14 protein-coding genes are annotated in these 19,289 nt (G+C 41.8%); 9 read left to right on the top strand and 5 right to left on the bottom strand.

The window, feature by feature from the left end; all coding sequences use genetic code 11:
- Positions 1-3: 3 nt before the first annotated feature.
- The 7 genes from KHQ31_RS07345 to KHQ31_RS07315 all read left to right on the top strand — a co-directional run bounded on the left by KHQ31_RS07345 (position 4) and on the right by KHQ31_RS07315 (position 8,053).
- Positions 4-660: an HD domain-containing protein gene (locus KHQ31_RS07345; RefSeq protein ID WP_213408925.1), complete on the top strand. Its 657-nt coding sequence runs from the start codon at positions 4-6 to the stop codon at positions 658-660.
- 85 nt (positions 661-745) lie between these two features.
- On the top strand, positions 746-1,477 hold the full coding sequence (locus tag KHQ31_RS07340) for a GntR family transcriptional regulator (RefSeq protein ID WP_213408924.1): 732 nt from the start codon (positions 746-748) through the stop codon (positions 1,475-1,477).
- A 155-nt stretch (positions 1,478-1,632) separates the two neighbouring features.
- Entirely contained in the window at positions 1,633-4,083 is a 2,451-nt protein-coding gene (locus tag KHQ31_RS07335; RefSeq protein ID WP_213408923.1) for a phosphoketolase family protein, read from the top strand.
- A gap of 133 nt (positions 4,084-4,216) precedes the next feature.
- Positions 4,217-4,549, top strand: coding sequence for a hypothetical protein (locus tag KHQ31_RS07330; RefSeq protein ID WP_213408922.1), 333 nt, complete (start codon positions 4,217-4,219; stop codon positions 4,547-4,549).
- A gap of 186 nt (positions 4,550-4,735) precedes the next feature.
- The gene (locus tag KHQ31_RS07325) at positions 4,736-5,452 is read left to right on the top strand and encodes a DUF4811 domain-containing protein (protein ID WP_213408921.1); all 717 of its coding nucleotides are present in this window, start codon (positions 4,736-4,738) and stop codon (positions 5,450-5,452) included.
- A gap of 89 nt (positions 5,453-5,541) precedes the next feature.
- On the top strand, positions 5,542-7,434 hold the full coding sequence (locus KHQ31_RS07320) for a M13 family metallopeptidase (protein WP_213408920.1): 1,893 nt from the start codon (positions 5,542-5,544) through the stop codon (positions 7,432-7,434).
- Between the two features lie 283 nt (positions 7,435-7,717).
- Entirely contained in the window at positions 7,718-8,053 is a 336-nt protein-coding gene (locus KHQ31_RS07315; RefSeq protein WP_213408919.1) for a hypothetical protein, read from the top strand.
- Positions 8,054-8,259: 206 nt separating this feature from the next.
- Here KHQ31_RS07315 and arcC read toward each other — a convergent pair whose 3' ends face one another.
- The 4 genes from arcC to arcA all read right to left on the bottom strand — a co-directional run bounded on the left by arcC (position 8,260) and on the right by arcA (position 13,110).
- On the bottom strand, positions 8,260-9,195 hold the full coding sequence (gene arcC, locus KHQ31_RS07310) for a carbamate kinase (protein WP_213408918.1): 936 nt from the start codon (positions 9,193-9,195) through the stop codon (positions 8,260-8,262).
- Between the two features lie 24 nt (positions 9,196-9,219).
- Entirely contained in the window at positions 9,220-10,668 is a 1,449-nt protein-coding gene (locus tag KHQ31_RS07305; protein WP_213408917.1) for an APC family permease, read from the bottom strand.
- A gap of 73 nt (positions 10,669-10,741) precedes the next feature.
- On the bottom strand, positions 10,742-11,824 hold the full coding sequence (gene argF, locus KHQ31_RS07300; protein WP_213408916.1) for an ornithine carbamoyltransferase: 1,083 nt from the start codon (positions 11,822-11,824) through the stop codon (positions 10,742-10,744).
- Positions 11,825-11,874: 50 nt separating this feature from the next.
- Positions 11,875-13,110, bottom strand: coding sequence for an arginine deiminase (arcA, locus tag KHQ31_RS07295; RefSeq protein WP_213409733.1), 1,236 nt, complete (start codon positions 13,108-13,110; stop codon positions 11,875-11,877).
- A gap of 496 nt (positions 13,111-13,606) precedes the next feature.
- On the opposite strand from arcA, the gene adhE reads away from it, so the two are divergent.
- Positions 13,607-16,285, top strand: coding sequence for a bifunctional acetaldehyde-CoA/alcohol dehydrogenase (adhE, locus tag KHQ31_RS07290; RefSeq protein ID WP_213408915.1), 2,679 nt, complete (start codon positions 13,607-13,609; stop codon positions 16,283-16,285).
- A gap of 134 nt (positions 16,286-16,419) precedes the next feature.
- Positions 16,420-18,171, top strand: a complete 1,752-nt coding sequence (locus tag KHQ31_RS07285; RefSeq protein ID WP_213408914.1) for a hypothetical protein — start codon at positions 16,420-16,422, stop codon at positions 18,169-18,171.
- 111 nt (positions 18,172-18,282) lie between these two features.
- On the opposite strand, the gene KHQ31_RS07280 is transcribed toward KHQ31_RS07285, so the two are convergent.
- A complete protein-coding gene (locus tag KHQ31_RS07280; RefSeq protein WP_213408913.1) occupies positions 18,283-19,110 on the bottom strand; it encodes an exodeoxyribonuclease III in 828 nt (275 codons plus the stop codon).
- Positions 19,111-19,289 lie beyond the last annotated feature (179 nt).

The raw sequence follows: 19,289 nt of genomic DNA, 5'->3' as shown, positions 1-19,289 counted from the left end.
ATCATGGAAGAACGTTTAGTTGCTTTGATGCATTTTATGGAAGACTTACAGGGAACTGATGCAACTGGTCATGGGGATGATCATGTGCATCGTGCCATTAAATTAGCGCAACATATTTTGACAACAGAACCAGATGCAGACGAATTCATCACATTAGCTGCGATTATCTTGCATGATACATACGATGAGAAGTTAGTTGATGATCAAGCTGCTGCTAAACAAGTTGTTATGGATAAGTTGGTAGAGTTGGGGATTTCTGAAATAGATCGTGAAACAATTTTCCTAATTATTGATAACATGTCATGGAGTAAGGAACGTTTTGGGAATCCAGAACCTTTGCCACTAGAAGGACAAATTGTGCAAGACGCTGATCGTCTTGAAGCCATGGGACTAACTGGCGTTGTGCGTACGATGCAATACGGTATTCCACGTGGGCACATTATTTATGATCCAAGTATGCCACCACGTGAATTGAAGACGAAAGCTGATTACCGTAGTGATGAAGGTGAAACAATCATCAATCATTTCTATGAAAAGCTACTACTATTACCAGATAGTTTGAATACAGATGAAGGTAAGCGTATTGGTGCAAAACGTGATGCTGCGATGCGTGCGTTTATTGATCAATATTTGGCTGAATGGCATAATACAGACTATTAAAAATGAAAAGTGGTCCTACCAATTGTTTTGGTTGGACCACTTTTGTGCTATTATTAGAAGATACATAGCCACAGGAGTAACATTAATGGAAAATGAAGTGATTTACATGCGTGTTGTCGCTGATTTGAAAAAGCGCATTAACGCGAAAGAATTCCCCAGTTTAAAACTACCAGATGAACGCTCACTGGCCGTCTCATATGATGTGTCACGCAGCTCTATTAAGCGCGCGCTGATGGTTTTGGCTCAACAGGGGATTATTTTTAAAAAGCGTGGTTCAGGAACTTTTGTTAATCCGTTATACCTGAAGAAGCAACAAATGTTTCAATCTGCTGGACAAAACTTGGGGGTTACGGATGCTTATCGTCATAATGGTGAAGCACCAGCAATCAAAGTGTTGTCTTTCAACGTTGAAACGGCAAGCGAAGAAGTACGCCAAGCATTGTTTTTAAAGAAAGGTGAACAAGTCTATCAAATGCAACGTCTACGTATGTTGCAAGGGACAGCCTTCATGATTGAGAATGCAACAATTCCAGTTAAGCTATTGCCAGACTTAACAGAACAAAATGTGGAACATTCTTTGTTCCAATACACACAGGATGCAACAAAGAAATCAGTTACGAAGTCTTTCCTAACTGTGACCGCAGAGCCTTCTAGCGCAGCTGATCAAGATTTACTAGATCTAAAGCCAGTTGAACCAGTAGGTGTCATGGCCGGAATTTACTTCCTAGATGATGGAACACCATTTGAAATGGCCAATATGCGTGTGCACTACAAGTACATGCAATTTAATAGTTTTGATAGCCTTGATGGTGACTAAATAAAAGACTTAGATTGGACCGCACCAATCTAAGTCTTTTTCTTGAACACATTTTGAATATCTGTTATGATTGACATGTTAGCTGGGGTAGCATTTTCGCTAGCCCCGGTGTTTAATTCACTATACACTTTCTTTCATAAAGGAGATTCATCAAAATGACTAATTTTGATTCAAAGGAATACCTTGAAAAAGTTGACGCCTGGTGGCGTGCAACCAACTACCTTTCAGCAGGTATGATCTTTTTGAAGAGCAACCCATTGTACTCAGTGACTAACACACCAATCACTGAAGAAGACGTTAAGGTTAAGCCAATCGGTCACTGGGGAACTATCTCAGGACAAACTTTCCTATACGCTCACGCTAACCGTTTGATCAACAAGTACGATCTAGACATGTTCTACATCGGTGGACCTGGTCACGGTGGACAAGTTATGGTTACTAACTCATACCTTGACGGAACTTACACTGACAACTACCCTGAAATCACTCAAGACGTTAAGGGAATGTCATTGTTGTTCAAGCGTTTCTCATTCCCAGGTGGAATCGGATCACACATGACTGCGCAAACTCCTGGTTCATTGCACGAAGGTGGAGAACTTGGTTACTCACTATCACACGCCACTGGTGCTGTGTTGGATAACCCAGAACAAATCGCTTTCGCTGTTATCGGTGACGGTGAAAACGAAACTGGTCCATCAATGACTGCTTGGAACTCAATCAAGTTCTTGAACCCTAAGAACGACGGAGCCGTTTTGCCAATTTTGGACTTGAACGGATTCAAGATTTCTAACCCAACAATCTTCTCACGTATGTCAGACGAAGAAATCACAAAGTTCTTCGAAGGTTTGGGATGGTCACCTCGTTTCATCGAAAACGATGACATCCACGACTACATGGCTTACCACGAAATGTCAGCACGTATCTTCGACCAAGCTATCGAAGATATCCAAGCTATCCAAAAGGACGCTCGTGAAAACGGACGTTACGAAGATGGTGAAATCGCTGCATGGCCTGTAATTATTGCACGTTTGCCAAAGGGTTGGGGTGGACCTCGCTTCGACGAAGCTGGAAACCCAATCGAAGACTCATTCCGTGCGCACCAAGTTCCTTTGTCATTGTCACAAGGTAACATGTCAACATTGCCACAATTCGAAGAATGGATGGCTTCATACAAGCCTGAAGAATTGTTCAACGTTGATGGTTCATTGAAGGCTGAATTGGCTGAACTTGCACCTAAGGGTGACAAGCGTATGGCAGCTAACCCAATCGCCAACGGTGGAGCACCTAAGGGTCAATCATCAAAGAACTTGGACTTGCCAGACTGGCGTAAGTTCACCAACGAAATTACTGCGGAAAACCGTGGTACTGAATTGGCTGACTCAAAGCGTAACATGGACATGAACGTATTGTCAGGATTCTTCGCAGAAGTTGCAAAGATGAACCCTACTTCATTCCGTATCTTCGGACCTGACGAAACTATGTCAAACCGTCTATGGGACATGTTTGATGTAACTACTCGTCAATGGATGGAAGAAACAAAGTTCCCTAACGACCAAGAAGTTGGTCCTGAAGGACGTATCATTGATTCACAACTTTCAGAACACCAAGCTGAAGGTTGGTTGGAAGCTTACACATTGACTGGTCGTGTTGGTGTATTCGCATCATACGAATCATTCCTACGTGTAGTTGACTCAATGATCACTCAACACTTCAAGTGGTTGCGTCACGCCTCAGAACAATCATGGCGTAACGATTACCCAGCGTTGAACTTGATCTCAACTTCAACTGTATTCCAACAAGACCACAACGGTTACACTCACCAAGACCCAGGTATGTTGACACACTTGGCTGAAAAGAAGTCTGACTTCATCCGCCAATACTTGCCAGCCGATGGAAACTCATTGTTGGCTGTATTCAACCGTGCCTTCTCAGAACGTAACGTTGTTAACCACGTTGTTGCATCAAAGCAACCACGTCAACAATGGTTCTCAGCTGATGAAGCTGCTGTATTGGCAGAAGAAGGATTGGCAACAATCGACTGGGCATCAACTGCTCCTCAAGGTAAGGCTGACATCGTCTTCGCATCTGCTGGTGTAGAACCAACAATCGAAACTTTGGCTGCATTGCACTTGGTTAACGCTGCCTTCCCTGAAGTTGCTATGCGTTACGTCAACGTTGTTGAATTGATGCGTTTGCAAGCTAAGAACGGTCCTATGAACGATGACCGTACTTTGTCAGACGAAGAATTCGCAGCTTACTTCGGTGAAGCTGGAACACCTGTTGTCTTCGGATTCCACGGTTACGAAGGTTTGATCGAATCATTCTTCTACCAACGTGGACACTTGGGATTGCGCCCTCACGGATACCGTGAAGATGGTGACATCACAACTACTTACGACATGCGTGTTTACTCACAATTGGACCGTTTCAACCAAGCTAAGGACGCCGTTTCTACACTTGCTGCTAACGGATCAATCGATGAAGCTAAGGCTGCTGTCTTCTTGAAGGAGATGGATGACATCTTGGCTAAGCACTTCGACGTTACTCGTAACGAAGGTCGTGACATTGAAGAATTCACTGACTGGAAGTGGTCACCACTTGTTTAATCTTTTGATTAATTAAGTGTGATAAAAAGAACGACTTACTCATTAGAGTAGGTCGTTTTTTTGTGTTTAAAATAGAGTGTGTTATGATATGAAGATGTTTTAAATAGACTAAATATAGGGTAGGAAAATTATTATGAATAATAATGTTGTGCCAGAAGAAGTTAAGGGATGGAACTGGGGTGCCTTTATGTACAGTATTTTGTGGGGATTTGGAAACAAGTCATACTTACCACTATTGATGCTAATTCCAGTATTTAACATTTTTTGGATGTTCGTTGTTGGGATTAAGGGAAATGAATGGGCTTGGAAGAACGGTGACTACACTGATGTCGCGACTTTTAAGGCAGTTCAAGCAACTTGGAACCGTGCTGGATTTGTTATGTTTATGATTGTGGTCGTGAGTGTGCTATTTACAGTCGGACTAATCGTTTTCGGTGGTTTAGCCGCGTGGGGACTAGGAAAGTAATTTCAATAATCAGCCTGCAACTAGGGGTGTGTTGGTGCGAAGCCAACCTGATTATTTTAGGTATTCGTTAGTAATAACGATGGTAATGGTTTGAAATCATTCGTAACATGATACTAAGCTAGCCTTAAAGGGGCGATTAAGGCATCATGGTATAATATGGGAAAGAAAGTCGAGGATAAGGAACTCATGATCATTTTACTAGTATTAGGATTTGCATTGTTGCTTTACACATTGATGCAATTTGTCCATCACCGCAAAATCTCTTGGGTCCCATTCGTTATTGGAATTCTTCTGGTAGCAGGAAATGGGTATGGTTTGATGCATGCTGAATCAAAGCACTTGTTTATGCAAGAAGTACAAGCTACCAAGACAGATAAGATTGAACCAGCGGGACACGTTGGGGATTATAACTTTATTACAACGAAGAACACGGATGGCGGCACACGTTATACGTACATGACAGATGGTAAGACTTACCAAACACTTGTTGGGAATACAACAATGACGATTAAGGCTGGATCACCAGCCCAATTGGAAACAAATGTGAATAACTATCAAGTAACTAACTTTTTCGAACAATTCATGCGTTGGGGAGAACCACGTGAAATTGCGAAGGGGACTGACTATGTGATGACAGTGCCAGAAAACTGGCAATTTGTAACCACAGAACACTATGATGAATTAGTTAAGTTAGCTGAAAAGAAGGCCTCTGAAGCATCTAAGTCACTAGAAGACAAGATGAAGAAGGAATTCGAAGCCGCCACTAAGAAAGATAAGAAGTTTGCCAACGATAAGAAGGCACAAGATTCATTAAAGAATAAGGTCGCTGATGACGAAGCGAAAAAAGCTAAGGAACGTCTAAATGAAGATGTGAAGAAACAATTAGCTGAATGGAATAAGTAACCTTGGAAACACAGTCTTATACGACTGTGTTTTTTGATTGCTTTTAGTTCTTAATGGTAAAATAGTTATTAAATAATTGGAGGTGCATCATGATACGTAAACAAGATGATTTTTATGACGCCATTAACGCTGAATGGGCAGAAACAGCCGAAATCCCCAGCGATAAGGCGCGTACAGGTGGATTTAGTGATCTAGCTGATGAAATTGAAGAATTGATGTTAAAGACGACGGCTGATTGGCAAGCCGGTAAAGATGTACCAACGGAACAGCTACTAAGTAATTTTGTGAAGTTACATCATTTGGCAAATGACTGGGAAACACGTGAGAAACAAGGGACGGCCCCAGTTGATTTGATGATTGCGACCTATAAGGATATGGGGTCATGGACTGAATTTGTGAACATGATGGCTGATCTTGAAGAAGCTGGTCTACCAAATGCCTTCCCATTTGGCGTGGCACCTGACTTCAAGAACGCACAAATGAATGTCTTGTGGGCGGATGCCTTGGGCACAATCTTGCCTGATACAACTTACTATGAAGAAGGTCACCCACAAGGACCAGAATTATTAGCTAAGTGGCGTAAAACACAAGCTGCATTACTAGCCAAATTTGATTTTTCTGAAACAGAAATTCAAGACTTGTTGGATAAGGCAATCGCATACGACGCGCGTGTGGCTAAGTATGTACTAAGTAACGAAGAATCTGCGGAATACGCTAAGTTATACCACCCGTATAAGTGGGCTGACTTTACAAAGCTAGTCCCAGAACTACCTTTGACTGATATGATGGTGCAATTGATTGGTGAAGAACCAGACATGGTCATTGTACCTGAAGAACGTTTCTGGCAACACGCATCTGAATTCTACTCAGAAGAAGCCTGGCCACTATTGAAGGCGACTTTGATTTTGAGTGCAGTAAATAGTTACACGGGTTATTTGACTGATGAAATTCGTATTCTAAGTGGGGCATATGGGCGTCATTTATCTGGAACGCCAGAAGCTATTAGTCGTGAAAAGTCAGCGTATTACTTGGCTTCTCGTCCGTACAGCCAAGCATTAGGGCTTTGGTATGCGCACAAGTTCTTCTCACCAGAAGCAAAGGCCGATGTTGAACATCAAGTCGCGGTGATGATTGATGTCTACAAGAACCGTTTGGAAAATGTGGACTGGTTGGCACCAGAAACACGTGCGAAAGCACAAGTTAAGCTAGATGCAATTTCAGCACACATTGGGTATCCTGAAAAGTTGCCAGCCCGTTACTACGAAAAGGTCATCAAGGATGATGATAACCTAGTGACGGTGGCAAGTCGTTTCCGTCGTCAAGACATTGCGTACCACTGGTCAAAGTGGCACCAACCAGTTGATCGTACTGAATGGCATATGCCAGCGCATCAAGTGAATGCTTACTATGATCCGCAACAAAACCAAATTGTCTTCCCAGCTGCAATTCTACAAGCGCCATTCTATAGCTTGGAACAATCTGCATCTGCGAATTACGGTGGAATTGGAACGGTTATTGCGCACGAAATTTCACACGCTTTCGACACCAACGGCGCGTCATTTGATGAAAATGGAAGTCTAAATAATTGGTGGACTGAAGATGATTACGCTGCCTTCAAGGTTAAGACTGATAGGGTCGTCGATGAATTTGAAGGGCTAGAATCATACGGTGCGAAGGTGAACGGTAAGTTGACGGTATCTGAAAATGTCGCCGATCTTGGTGGGGTTGCGGCCGCGTTAGAAGCGACTGAACGCGAAGAAGACGCTGACTTGGTGGCTTTCTTTGATAACTGGGCAACAATCTGGCGTATGAAGGCCCGTCCTGAATACATGCAACTATTAGTTGCATCAGATGTGCATGCTCCAGCTAAGCTACGTACGAACGTGACAATGTCTAATTTTGACGAATTCTACACAACATATGACGTTCAACCAACTGATGGAATGTATCGTGCCCCTGAAGATCGGGTCATGATTTGGTAATTTGCCAATTGTATGTACGTTAAGTTCATCATGAAATAATCTGAGAAGACTATCCAATTGGATAGTCTTTTTTAGTAGCTTTAATTGCAAACCATAGTAAAGTATTTTGTTAACAGTGTGAATAGTTTGCAGAAGTTTTAGGGAAGCGTAAAAGTTTGGTCGATTTGACAGATTATTTCGGATTTAAATAGATGGACATAGGCGAATATGGTTAGAATAGAAGTAAGAAAGAGAACTAATCGTTTTGAAATCAAATTGTGTGAACAAGGAGAAAGTAGCGGATATGTTTAATAAAAAGAAGAAACAGTTGATGAAGGAACAACGCCAAGAAGAAATTAAAGCACTGTTGACGGAAGTATATAATGCGATTGCGCAACCGGAATATGGCCGTCGATATAATCGATTAAGGCGAGCATTGTTAGAGGCATATCAAGTGGTAGATGCCGGGAAATGGGATGCGCAGTGTCTATCAGATGTGGTCAAACATATCCAACATATGGCCTTGCGGAATTATAAAGTTGGCGTCGATAACCCGCCAGTCTTTAGTGAGGTGCGTCCTAAGTTAGAATATTATATTGGTAATCAACGACCATTGCTTGGTTTGTGGATCTATCATTAAGTCAATATAAATGGAGTCGTTATTTAATAAGTTTGTGAGTACATCTCTGGAAACATCTGGTTTCTGGGGATGTATTTTTATATTGTGATATTTACGACACACAAAAACCCACACAGCTAGGGGGACTGTGTGGGTTTTAAAGTCTATATGTTTTTATCTGGAGTTTAAAAAATAGACGGGTAAAGCAAGTGGTGATTAAGCCGATATTAGTCAGGCACAATAATTGTGGCACGACCGTTTTCTTCATAATCACCAACATTATCAAGACTTGTCATAATTGCAGGTTTCCCTGTGCGTTCAACGAATGATAATAATGCGAGAATCTTTGGTTTCATAGAACCGGCAGCGAATTGATTGTCATCAACGTGACGCTTCATTTCAGTGACAGTAACAGTACCTAAAGGTTCTTGGTTTTCCTTACCATAGTTGATCATGGCCTGATCAATGGCAGTTAAGATAATCAATTCATCCGCTTGAACCACTTCAGCTAATTTAGCTGAGGTGAAGTCCTTATCGATAACAGCTTCAACACCAATGTATTGGCCGTCTTCGCGAATGACTGGAACACCACCACCACCACCGGCAATCAAAATTTCACCGGCGTTTGTTAGTGCCTCAACGGCTGGAGCCTCAACGATACCGATTGGTTCTGGTGAAGCAACCACACGACGGAAGCCACGACCTGCATCTTCAACGAATTGCCAATCAGGGTGTTCAGTTTGGAGCGCTGAAACTTCTTCTTGGGTATAGAATTGACCAATTGGCTTCGTAGGGTGTTGGAATGCGGGGTTGTTCTTGTCGACGAGCGTACGTGTTAGGAGGGCTGCGACGTCACTGTTTGGTAATTCATCATTTAGTGCATTAGCTAACCAGACACCAATTTCACCTTGTGTCATCGCACCAACGGTATCTAGTGGCATGGCGGGATTCTTTTCAGATGGGTTAGCAGATTGTTGTAGCATCAAGTTACCAACTTGTGGTCCGTTTCCGTGGGTAATGACTAATTGTGTACCATCATGTGTACGGACGTAATTAGCAAGCTTCTTAGCTGTGGCCTTCAAGGCATCTTGTTGGGCCTCAGCAGAAGCATCGTTCGTTAAAATGGCGTTTCCACCAAGGGCGAAAATAACTCTTTTTTGCATAATACGATCCTTTCCGAATTAACGTTAACTCAATGTGATTGACCCGTTAACAAGTGCAACGATAGTCAAAAGAGTAGCAACCGCTGTAATGGCAATGGTAATCCATTCACCACGCTTAATGTTAGCCGCACCCTGATGTTGGACATAAAATGCAAATCCCATGATTAGGATAAATGAACATAGGGCAAGGTATTGAATTCCTGAAACAGCAACAGCGATAATTTCGAATACTACCACAATCAAGCCAGGGATAATCAATGCAGCACTCTTGCGCTTAATTCCAATTTGTAGTTGGAATAAACCGACGAAGAAGTAACTAATAACAATCGCAACGGTACACAGACTTAATGCAAAGATGTAGGCAGAGTCAGTAAAGAACAGTGTCAAAATCAACAATTGCATCAATACTTGCGTGAAAATCAAACTATTGACGGGGGCACCAATCGCATTGGTCTTACCCATCCACTTAGGGAAAATATTTTGTGATGATAGTCGTTGCAAAGGTTCAACTGGTAGTAAGAACCAGCTAATCAAAGCACCAACTAGCGCAATAATCAGAGCTAGACTCATCAAGGCACCACCGATTGGGCCAACCGTTTGTTGAACAACAAAGACTAGGGCTGGTTCTTGAATGTTAGCTAACTCTTGTTGTGGCAACATGCCGAATGGCAATAGGGTAATGACGAAGTACATAAAGAACAAGATGAATGTCGCAATCATGGTTGCCTTAGCAACGTCTGATTTCTTTTGGGCACGATCACCCATCATTGAAGCACTTTCGATACCAACGAACAAGAAAATCATTGATAGAATTCCAGTACTAAATTGGTTGTAGAAGCTTTCACCGGTCATTTGGCCGAATGAAAGATTACCCATGTTGTTGGCAAATGACTCCCAGAAGTGGGAAGTGAAGATACCAGCTTGGAAGAAGATAACCCCAAACAACATGAAGGCAACTAATGAACCAACCTTGAAGAAGGTGATGATGGTGTTAAAGTTCACCATGTTTTCAACACCATACTTAATCACGAACCATGTCAAAATCCATGAGAAAGCTGAGACAAAAATAATTGTAATCACATTACTTCCATCGGCTAAGGGGGTTAGCGCAGGGATGTAAATTGAGAAGTAACTAATTGCTTGGCCTAGCATCAAAAGAAAGGCTAGGTTTCCACAGAATCCACTGACGAAGTAGGCGAACCCAGATGCCACGGCAGCGATTTTACCACTTCCTTCTAAGGCATAGTCAGTGACACCTGTTAGCTTAGGAAATAGGTTTGATAGGGTAGCGAATACCCAGGCAAGGGCACCGATACCGACCATGACGAATAACCAAGCTAGAATTGATACACCAACCGTACTTCCTTGGGCCAGTGTAGATGATACGTTGAAGACTCCGGATCCTAATGAGCTGGTAACAATCCCACTAATTAGGGCCACAAGGCCTAATTTCTTAACCTCTGCTTTTTCCATAATACTCTCTCCGTAAAATAAAAATGAATTGTAACGCAATGTCACAATTCATTTTTTGCAACAATTCTAGCGCTTATTGCTTTGGATATAGAGACAAGTCACCCAAAGTTGCGACCATAATAGCCTTAATTGAGTGCTTGCGGTTTTCCGCTTCTTGGAAATGACGTGCTTGTGGTCCTTCAAAGACTTCATCAGTGATTTCGATTCCGTCAGTACCAACTAGGTTAGGGTACTTTTCGTGAACGTCTTGGGCAACTGAAGTGTTCAAGTCGTGGAAGGCTGGCAAACAGTTCATTGTAATCAAGTCCTTGCCAAAGTGCTTTGACTTCTTCAACAATGGCATGTTGACTTGGTATGGTACCAATTGGGTCAAACGTTCTTCCCAATTAGTTTCTCCCATACTTACGAACACGTCGTTGTAGATGATGTTAGCGTCAGCAACACCTTCATCCAAATCAGCTGTAACCATTGGCTTGGCACCTGATTCAGCAGCATACTTCTTGGCAATGTCTTGAACTTCTTGTGTTGGTTGCAAGTCTGCAGGGGCAACGATATGCACGTTAACACCTAACATTGATCCAGTAACTAGCAATGAGTTGGCCATGTTATTACGACCATCACCAACGAAGGCCAATGTAATGTCGTTACCCAAGTGACCAAATTCTTCCTTCACAGTCATGAAGTCAGCGATCATTTGGGTTGGGTGCCATTCGTCAGTCAACCCGTTCCATACTGGCTTATGACGTCCCTTTGAGTCAATGGCATGCTTAGCCATCAATTCCATATCTGCTTGGGCGAATCCACGGTATTCAATTCCATCAGCCATACCAGCAAAGACACGTGCTGAATCGGCAACCGATTCCTTCTTACCAAATTGACTTGAAGTTGGGTCAATGTAGACCGTGTTAGCACCTAATTCGTCACCACCAATTTCAAATGACAAACGTGTACGTGTTGAAGTCTTAGCGAACAACAAGATAATGCTCTTGTCATGCAAGTACTTCGTTACAACAGGACCACCATCTTTTTGGGCTTCTAATTCAGCCTTCAATTCAATTGAAAGATCAACCAAAGCGTGCATTTCTGCGGGTGTGTAATCAATTTCCTTTAGGAATGAACGACCTTGCATACCTTGTAATTGTGCTAATTCAACCATTATTGAGCTCCTTTTATGTGTTTGATTTGATTTCTGGGTAATTGAATGGATTAGATGTTGTCACGCCAGATAGGTTGACTCATACAACGTCCACCACCACGACCACGAGCCAGTTCACTTGACTTGATTTGGTGAACCTTGATTCCGTGTTCTTCCATCAATTTAATTGAGACGTAGTTACGATCGTAGGTTACGATTTCACCAGGCGCAATTGCCAGGTTATTAGATCCATCGTTCCATTGTTCACGTGGGGCAATGACTGGATCACCGCCACCAGTTTCAATCAGGTCTAGTTCAGGCAAATCTAGCACTTCCATCAATGTCTTCTTCAAGTTCGTGCGAGGATGAAGCGTCACATTGCCGTCCTTATCAGGACGTAGGATTTGGATGTTCATCTTACCGTCTTCGTCCATGATGCCAGGGAAGACAGTGAATTGGTCATGGTTAACCATTGTGAACACTGTGTCCAAATGCATCATTGCGTGGTTGTGTGGGATTTCAATGGCTACGATAGTATCGAACTTACTATCTGGATTCTTGAACATTTCTTCAGCCAATGCTTGGATAGCACGACTTGAAGTACGTTCTGACACACCAATGGCTAATGTGTGGTCGTTCAAGACTAATTCATCTCCACCTTCGATACGTGAATCCGTATTACGATCCAACCAAACGTCAACCTTACCGGCAAAACGTGGGTGGTATTGCATGACAAATTCAGTAATCAATGATTCAGGGCGACGAGCAGCAAATGTCATACGATTAATTGTCAAACCATTTCCCATCATGGCTTGCGGATCACGTGTAAAGTACGCATTTGGTAGTGGGTCAATCAAGAATGCATTTTGAGCATCAGACCCAGACACGTCGTGTAGGTTGGGTTCTGACAAATCCACCAGTTCACGTCGGATACCAGCGTAGATTGTGGCAACCATCGTATGAACATCTAGTGTGTTTAAGTAGTTTCGAATATCGCGCATCGCAGCACCAGTGTAATAGTGCTCGTTTAAGTATCGTGTCAAAAATTGATTACGAACTTCTTCATCTTGTAAGACATCTTCTAGTAGTTGTTCAATATAGACTGTTTCAACACCGTTGTCTTGCAGTGTCTTGGCGAAAAAATCGTGTTCTTCTTGCGCAATCTTCAAGAATGGAATGTCATCAAACAATAGACGTTCCATTGAATCTGGCGTGATGTTTTCAATTTCGGCTCCAGGACGGTGTAACAAAACTGACTTCAACTTCCCAATTTCGGAATTCACTTGAATTGCTGGATTATCAATCATCATAAATCTCCTATTTCGTCGTGTGCAGTTGTGAAAACATGCTCAAACTATTTGAACATGCGATATTGACTACTCTTTGAAAGCGCTTTCTGAGTACAGCTAAAATGATAATACATGCTAATCGAAAAAGAAAGGCCAGTTTTAAAAAACGTAAATCGATTTAAAAGTAATAAGAAGAGTTCTACTCAATTTATGCGCATAAAAATTCACAATAAAAGACAGGATGCTTATATATAGGCAGGTGAAAGGGTTTATTGTTGTGAAAAAATGAATACTAAAAAAAGTCGAAATTTCCTAAATTTCTTTTTTCGTACAGAACGTCATGTGTTTTAAATCACAATGACTTTGGAAGGCGTAGAAGTACTGCTGTAGCAATGCGAATGAAATTTTTGTGAAAAGATTATCAAAGTGTATTGACATCTCTTTGTGAAGTGTTACACTAAGTGTGTAGATAAATGAGATATTAAAAGATTTGAAAAACAAGGGGAAAAATAACATGAGTACAGATAAGCAAAACAACATGACTCCTGAGGAAAAGAAAGCAGCCGCAGAAGTAATGACACAAACGTTAGTTGCCAACGCAAAAGAAGCTTTGCTAGAATTCCAAAATTTCACACAAGAACAAGTTGATCGCGTAGTTGAAGCAATGGCTTTGGCTGGAGCGGAAAACTCACTATTACTTGCCCACGAAGCTCACGATGAAACTGGCCGTGGAGTTGTCGAAGACAAGGATACAAAGAACAAGTTTGCATCAGAATCAGTTTATAACTCAATCAAGCATGACAAGACGGTTGGTGTAATCGGTGAAGATAAGGTAACGGGATCCGTTCAATTGGCAGCGCCACTTGGAATTTTGGCTGGAATCGTGCCAACAACTAACCCAACTTCAACAACAATCTTCAAGTCAATGATGACAGCCAAGACACGTAACGCCATCATCTTTGCTTTCCACCCACAAGCACAAAAGTCATCTGCACACGCTGCACAAATCGTATACGAAGCAGCCTTGGCAGCTGGGGCACCAAAGCACTTCATCCAATGGATTGAAAAGCCATCAATGGAAGGCACGAACGCGTTGATTACAAACCCAGACATTGCCTCAATCTTGGCAACTGGGGGACCTGGAATGGTTAACGCAGCGCTTCGTTCAGGAAACCCATCAATGGGTGTTGGCGCTGGTAACGGAGCCGTTTACGTTGACGCAACTGCGAATGTAAACCGTGCCGTTGAAGACTTGTTACTATCAAAGCGCTTTGACAACGGAATGATCTGTGCAACTGAAAATTCAGTTGTTATTGCGGCAGAAGTTTATGACGAATTCATGGCACAAGTTCAAGCACAAGGGGCTTACTTGCTACCAAAGAAGGAACACCAAAAGTTAGCTGATTACGTCTTCAAGGCTAATGCGGAAGGATTCGGCGTTACTGGACCAATCGCTGGAATGCCCGGACGTACAATTGCTGATAACGCTGGTGTAAAGATGCCGGCTGAAAAGGATGTTATCTTGTTCGAATTGGATAAGGAAAACATCGGTGAAGCTCTTTCATCAGAAAAGTTGAGCCCACTTTTGTCAGTCTACAAGGCTGGTTCACGTGAAGAAGGAATTGAAATTGTCCAAGCTTTGTTGGATTACCAAGGAGCTGGTCACAACGCTGCAATTCAAATTGGGGCCCAAGATGATCCTTTCGTTAAGGAATACGCTGATGCCATCGGAGCATCACGTATCTTGGTTAACCAACCAGATGCTCTAGGTGGAGTTGGAGATATTTATAACGATGCCATGCGCCCATCATTGACGCTTGGAACGGGATCATGGGGGAAGAATTCATTGTCACACAATCTATCAACAAACGATCTTTTGAACATTAAGACTGTTGCGCATCGTCGTAACCGCCCACAATGGGTCCGCTTGCCAGAAGAAATTTACTACGAATCAAACGCAATTTCATACTTGCAAGACATGCCTAACATGGAACGTGCCTTCATCGTTGCTGACCCGGGAATGGTGCAATTTGGCTTCGTTGAAAAGGTTGTGGAACAATTGGCTTTGCGCCAAAATGCGGTAAAGACAAGCATCTACGGATCAGTACAACCTGACCCAATGATTAGTGAAGCAGTTGCGATTGCTAAGCAAATGCGTGACTTCCAACCTGACACAGTTATCTTGCTAGGTGGAGGATCAGCGCTTGATGCTGGTAAGGTTGGTCGTTACCTATACGAATATGCACAAAACCACCCCGGAATTTTGGATGATGAAGCACAAATTGCGACATTGTTTGGTAAGCTACAACAAAAGTTCATCGATATCCGTAAGCGTATCGTGACATTTGAAAACCAAACTTTGACACAAATGGTGGCTATTCCAACAACATCTGGAACTGGATCAGAAGTGACACCATTCGCAGTTATTACCGATGACGAAACACACGTTAAGTACCCATTGGCTGACTACGAATTAACACCACAAGTCGCCATCGTTGACCCAGAATTCGTGATGACAGTACCAAAGCGCACAGTTGCCTTCTCAGGAATGGACGCTTTGTCACACGCACTAGAATCATACGTCTCAGTTATGGCATCAGACTTCACACGTCCATGGGCGTTGCAAGCCATCAAGTTGATCTTCGAAAACTTGGAAACTTCATACAAGTACGATGCAAGTCACCCAACTAAGGAAGGACAATCAGCACGTGCGAACATGCATTATGCTTCAACTTTGGCAGGTATGTCATTTGCGAATGCATTCCTAGGAATTAACCACGCCTTGGCGCACAAGACTGGTGGAGCCTTCGATTTGCCACACGGACTATCAATTTCAATTGCTATGCCAGAAGTGATTAAGTTCAACGCGGTAAGTGGAAACGTAAAGCGTACACCATTCCCTCGTTACGAAACTTACACAGCCCAAAAGGATTACGCTGATATCGCTCGTTACATTGGTTTGACTGGTAAGGATGACGCTGCTTTGGTAGATGCTTTGCTAGCTAAGATCAAGGAATTGACTGATGGTCTAGATATCGATGTGACATTGTCAGGAAATGGTGTTACTAAGAAGGACTTTGATGCCCAACTAGAGGGGTTGTTGGACTTGGTATACGATGATCAAACAACAACGGCCAACCCACGCCAACCATACTTGTCAGACATCAAGACATTGCTAGAAAACCAATTCTAAAAATTATTTTGTAATAATTAGAGTTAGAAAAGACCACTCCTGGACTATCAGAAGTGGTCTTTTTGTATATTCAATTAGATTTACGAATATAGTGGCATGGTAAAATGGAGTTTACACAATATAGGAGGGTTAGTATGTCGTCTTGGAAGAAAAATTTGGGGATCTTTTTGGTCTTTTTATTAGTTTCTTGTTTTGCATTACTTCCGTTTATCTATTCGAAAACGGGTGTTCTGGGAACGGATGCTTATTTTCAGTATAATCGGATTTATGAAGCAGCGATGCAAATTAAAGAACACAACTTTAGTTTTCTAAACTTGTATACGTTCCAACAAGCTGGGAGAATTGTTAATCAGCTTTATAGTCCTTTGATTGGATATTTATTGGGGGGATTATTACTGTTAGTCGGTTCATGGTTTAAATTCCAATTGTTGTCATTCATTGTACTATTTATGGTAGCGGGATTATCAATGTATTATGCAGGACAAAAACTGGGGTTTAGTACACGATTATCTGTCTTTTTAGGGATGTTGTATCTATCATCGCACGCGATTTATCCATTTATTACCACTGGAACCTTTAGATCATTTGGGTTTGCAATTGTACCCTTATTTATTATACCGATGGTCAATTTGTACAAGGGCAATTGGTCATTAAAGAATATGGTTGGATTGGGCGTACTTATTGGCGCATTAGCCCAAATTCAACTTATTTCGGTCTTGTTTATGTTGCCAGTGTTGATTTATCCAACTTTGAGAGGAATTATCAAATCAACGGATAAACTGAAACATGTTGGGTATCTGGTTGTAGGGGCCATGACATCTATCGTTTTAAGTTTAAATGTTTTGGTACCGTTTATCGAATTAAGCCGCAATAATCATTTATTACGTCCAACTAAGATGAAATTAATGGATGGTGTGCTTAATATTATGGATCCAACTAACAAGCTTTTACCTGATCAAATGATTACCTTGTGCGTGGTGGTTGGGTTGGTTGGATTGGTCGTATTTTGGACGAAAATACAGTCGACGACGAAGGTAATCTTAATTAGTGGGTTAGGGTATGTGATAGTGGGTTCAGGTGTAACCCCATGGCATCTGATTGACGCGCAGATGCCAGCACTAGGCAGCCTACTACAAATGCCTATGCGCATTGGTTATCTAGGGTTTGCAATAATTATATTAGGTGTTGTGGCAATGCTTGTTGATGTACTGAAAGAACCTCGAAACACAGAGTGGATCGAAGTTATTGCCGGATGCATGGCCGTGTTGTCCATGTTTGTTATGATGTTTTCAATTTTCCAACCACAAATCAATACCTATAGGAGTCCAGACAAGACAATTAAAGAGGCTTTACATATCAAAAGTCCAAACCTCTTATTTCCTAAATCCTACAATAATATACAAGCTCCAAGAACTGCAAAAGATGTTGAGCGTTTACTACATTCAGATGAATTAAGTGAATTTATAATGACGGTTGATCGCACAACACCAGACTATCTGCCTACTAGAAAACAAGAAAGTCATGTAAATAAATTCTATCGAATTTACAAGGAACGAATTATTTTTGTAATTAATAAGTTTGCACATAAAATCGACGATAATGGAAAAGTGAAGCTTTCTTGGGAGGGGAAGGGAAACACCGAGAAAGAAATTCCGCTATTTGCGTATCATCGTTCAGAAGTAACAGTCAATGGTCATGTTGTGACCGCAAATGATTTAAAGACAACCGACCTTGGTAATCTAATTATCAAAGAACAATTAGGGCAGAATGAAGTATCTGTCGAATACAAAATATCAATGGTGTCATTGGTAAGTATTTGGGTATCGATTAGTGGCTGGTTGATTTTGCTGGGCACAATGATATTTAAAGCATTCAAGTGTAAATAATCCATTCAATCGATAAAATAGAACGTGAAACACAATAAAAAGAGGTAAGCAAGGATGGTTATTGGCCAACATTGCTTACCTTTTTTGTTATTCACCTCATAATAAGAAGGATTATAATTCGAAATTCTTTAATGACAACGTCACAGGTGCATGATCTTGACGATCGCCAGTATCTAACATCCCTGATTCTTCAATATTATCTGTTAGGCGTTCTGACACCAGGTAGTAATCAATACGCCAACCAGTGTTGTTGATCTTTGATGTCTTAGACATTTGTGCCCACCATGAGTAGACTTCGATAGTATCAGGGTGTTGGTAACGGAATGTATCTACGAAACCAGCAGACAATAGGTTGGTGAAGCCAAGACGTTCTTCGTTAGTGAATCCAGCAGAGCGGCGATTTGTCTTAGGGTTCTTCAAGTCAATTTCTTGGTGGGCAACGTTCATGTCCCCCGAGAAGATGACTGGCTTCTTGGCATCAAGTGATTCAATGTAAGCTTGGTATTTTTCATCCCAAGCTTGACGATCTGCAAGACGATCCAAATCACGACCAGAGTTAGGGGTGTAAACAGTAGAAACAAAGGCGTTTTCAAATTCAAGAGTTAAGATACGGCCTTCTGTATCCATACCATCCGGGGCATCGATGCTTGGTGTATCAACACTGATAGGTGCTGTCTTTGACAACATCATTGTTCCTGAGTAACCCTTACGTTCTGTACTTGTGTTTTGGTAAACGTAGTAGTCGGGGAAAAGTTCGTGAATGACCTTTTCTTGAGGGCCAGTCATCCCAGAAATAGGAGACTTGGTTTCTTGGATAGCCACAACATCAGGTTGTGCTTTTGCAATGGCTTGTAGAGTTGCCCAAGTCATTTCTCCACGAGGAGATTTATGTTGAATTGCAGCATTCAAACTGTCGATGTTCCATGAAATGAATTGCATGTTAACGTCCTTTCTAACGCTTGTAATAGGTATATTGTACCTGTTTTTTCAGATGAATTGCAAAGCTAGCGTTGATACAAAGGGTATTTATTTTAAAAATGTTAAATATTGACGATGAAAGCGATTTATTTCAAGGAAACCTTTAAAAAAACTAAAAATAAACACTGAAACCGTTTGCA

This window comes from Weissella ceti (genome assembly GCF_018394055.1).
Taxonomy (GTDB): Bacteria; Bacillota; Bacilli; order Lactobacillales; family Lactobacillaceae; genus Weissella; species Weissella ceti.
Note: the sequence above shows the minus strand (reverse complement) of the source record. Positions and strands in the feature narration are given on the sequence as shown.

What these genes read in the sequence shown, in the direction of transcription:
- KHQ31_RS07345 (WP_213408925.1), top strand. Translation starts at nt 4, where the DNA reads ATGGAAGAACGTTTAGTTGCTTTGATGCATTTTATGGAAGACTTACAG.
- KHQ31_RS07340 (WP_213408924.1), top strand. Translation starts at nt 746, where the DNA reads ATGGAAAATGAAGTGATTTACATGCGTGTTGTCGCTGATTTGAAAAAG.
- KHQ31_RS07335 (WP_213408923.1), top strand. Translation starts at nt 1,633, where the DNA reads ATGACTAATTTTGATTCAAAGGAATACCTTGAAAAAGTTGACGCCTGG.
- KHQ31_RS07330 (WP_213408922.1), top strand. Translation starts at nt 4,217, where the DNA reads ATGAATAATAATGTTGTGCCAGAAGAAGTTAAGGGATGGAACTGGGGT.
- KHQ31_RS07325 (WP_213408921.1), top strand. Translation starts at nt 4,736, where the DNA reads ATGATCATTTTACTAGTATTAGGATTTGCATTGTTGCTTTACACATTG.
- KHQ31_RS07320 (WP_213408920.1), top strand. Translation starts at nt 5,542, where the DNA reads ATGATACGTAAACAAGATGATTTTTATGACGCCATTAACGCTGAATGG.
- KHQ31_RS07315 (WP_213408919.1), top strand. Translation starts at nt 7,718, where the DNA reads ATGTTTAATAAAAAGAAGAAACAGTTGATGAAGGAACAACGCCAAGAA.
- arcC (WP_213408918.1), bottom strand. Translation starts at nt 9,195, where the DNA reads ATGCAAAAAAGAGTTATTTTCGCCCTTGGTGGAAACGCCATTTTAACG.
- KHQ31_RS07305 (WP_213408917.1), bottom strand. Translation starts at nt 10,668, where the DNA reads ATGGAAAAAGCAGAGGTTAAGAAATTAGGCCTTGTGGCCCTAATTAGT.
- argF (WP_213408916.1), bottom strand. Translation starts at nt 11,824, where the DNA reads ATGGTTGAATTAGCACAATTACAAGGTATGCAAGGTCGTTCATTCCTA.
- arcA (WP_213409733.1), bottom strand. Translation starts at nt 13,110, where the DNA reads ATGATTGATAATCCAGCAATTCAAGTGAATTCCGAAATTGGGAAGTTG.
- adhE (WP_213408915.1), top strand. Translation starts at nt 13,607, where the DNA reads ATGAGTACAGATAAGCAAAACAACATGACTCCTGAGGAAAAGAAAGCA.
- KHQ31_RS07285 (WP_213408914.1), top strand. Translation starts at nt 16,420, where the DNA reads ATGTCGTCTTGGAAGAAAAATTTGGGGATCTTTTTGGTCTTTTTATTA.
- KHQ31_RS07280 (WP_213408913.1), bottom strand. Translation starts at nt 19,110, where the DNA reads ATGCAATTCATTTCATGGAACATCGACAGTTTGAATGCTGCAATTCAA.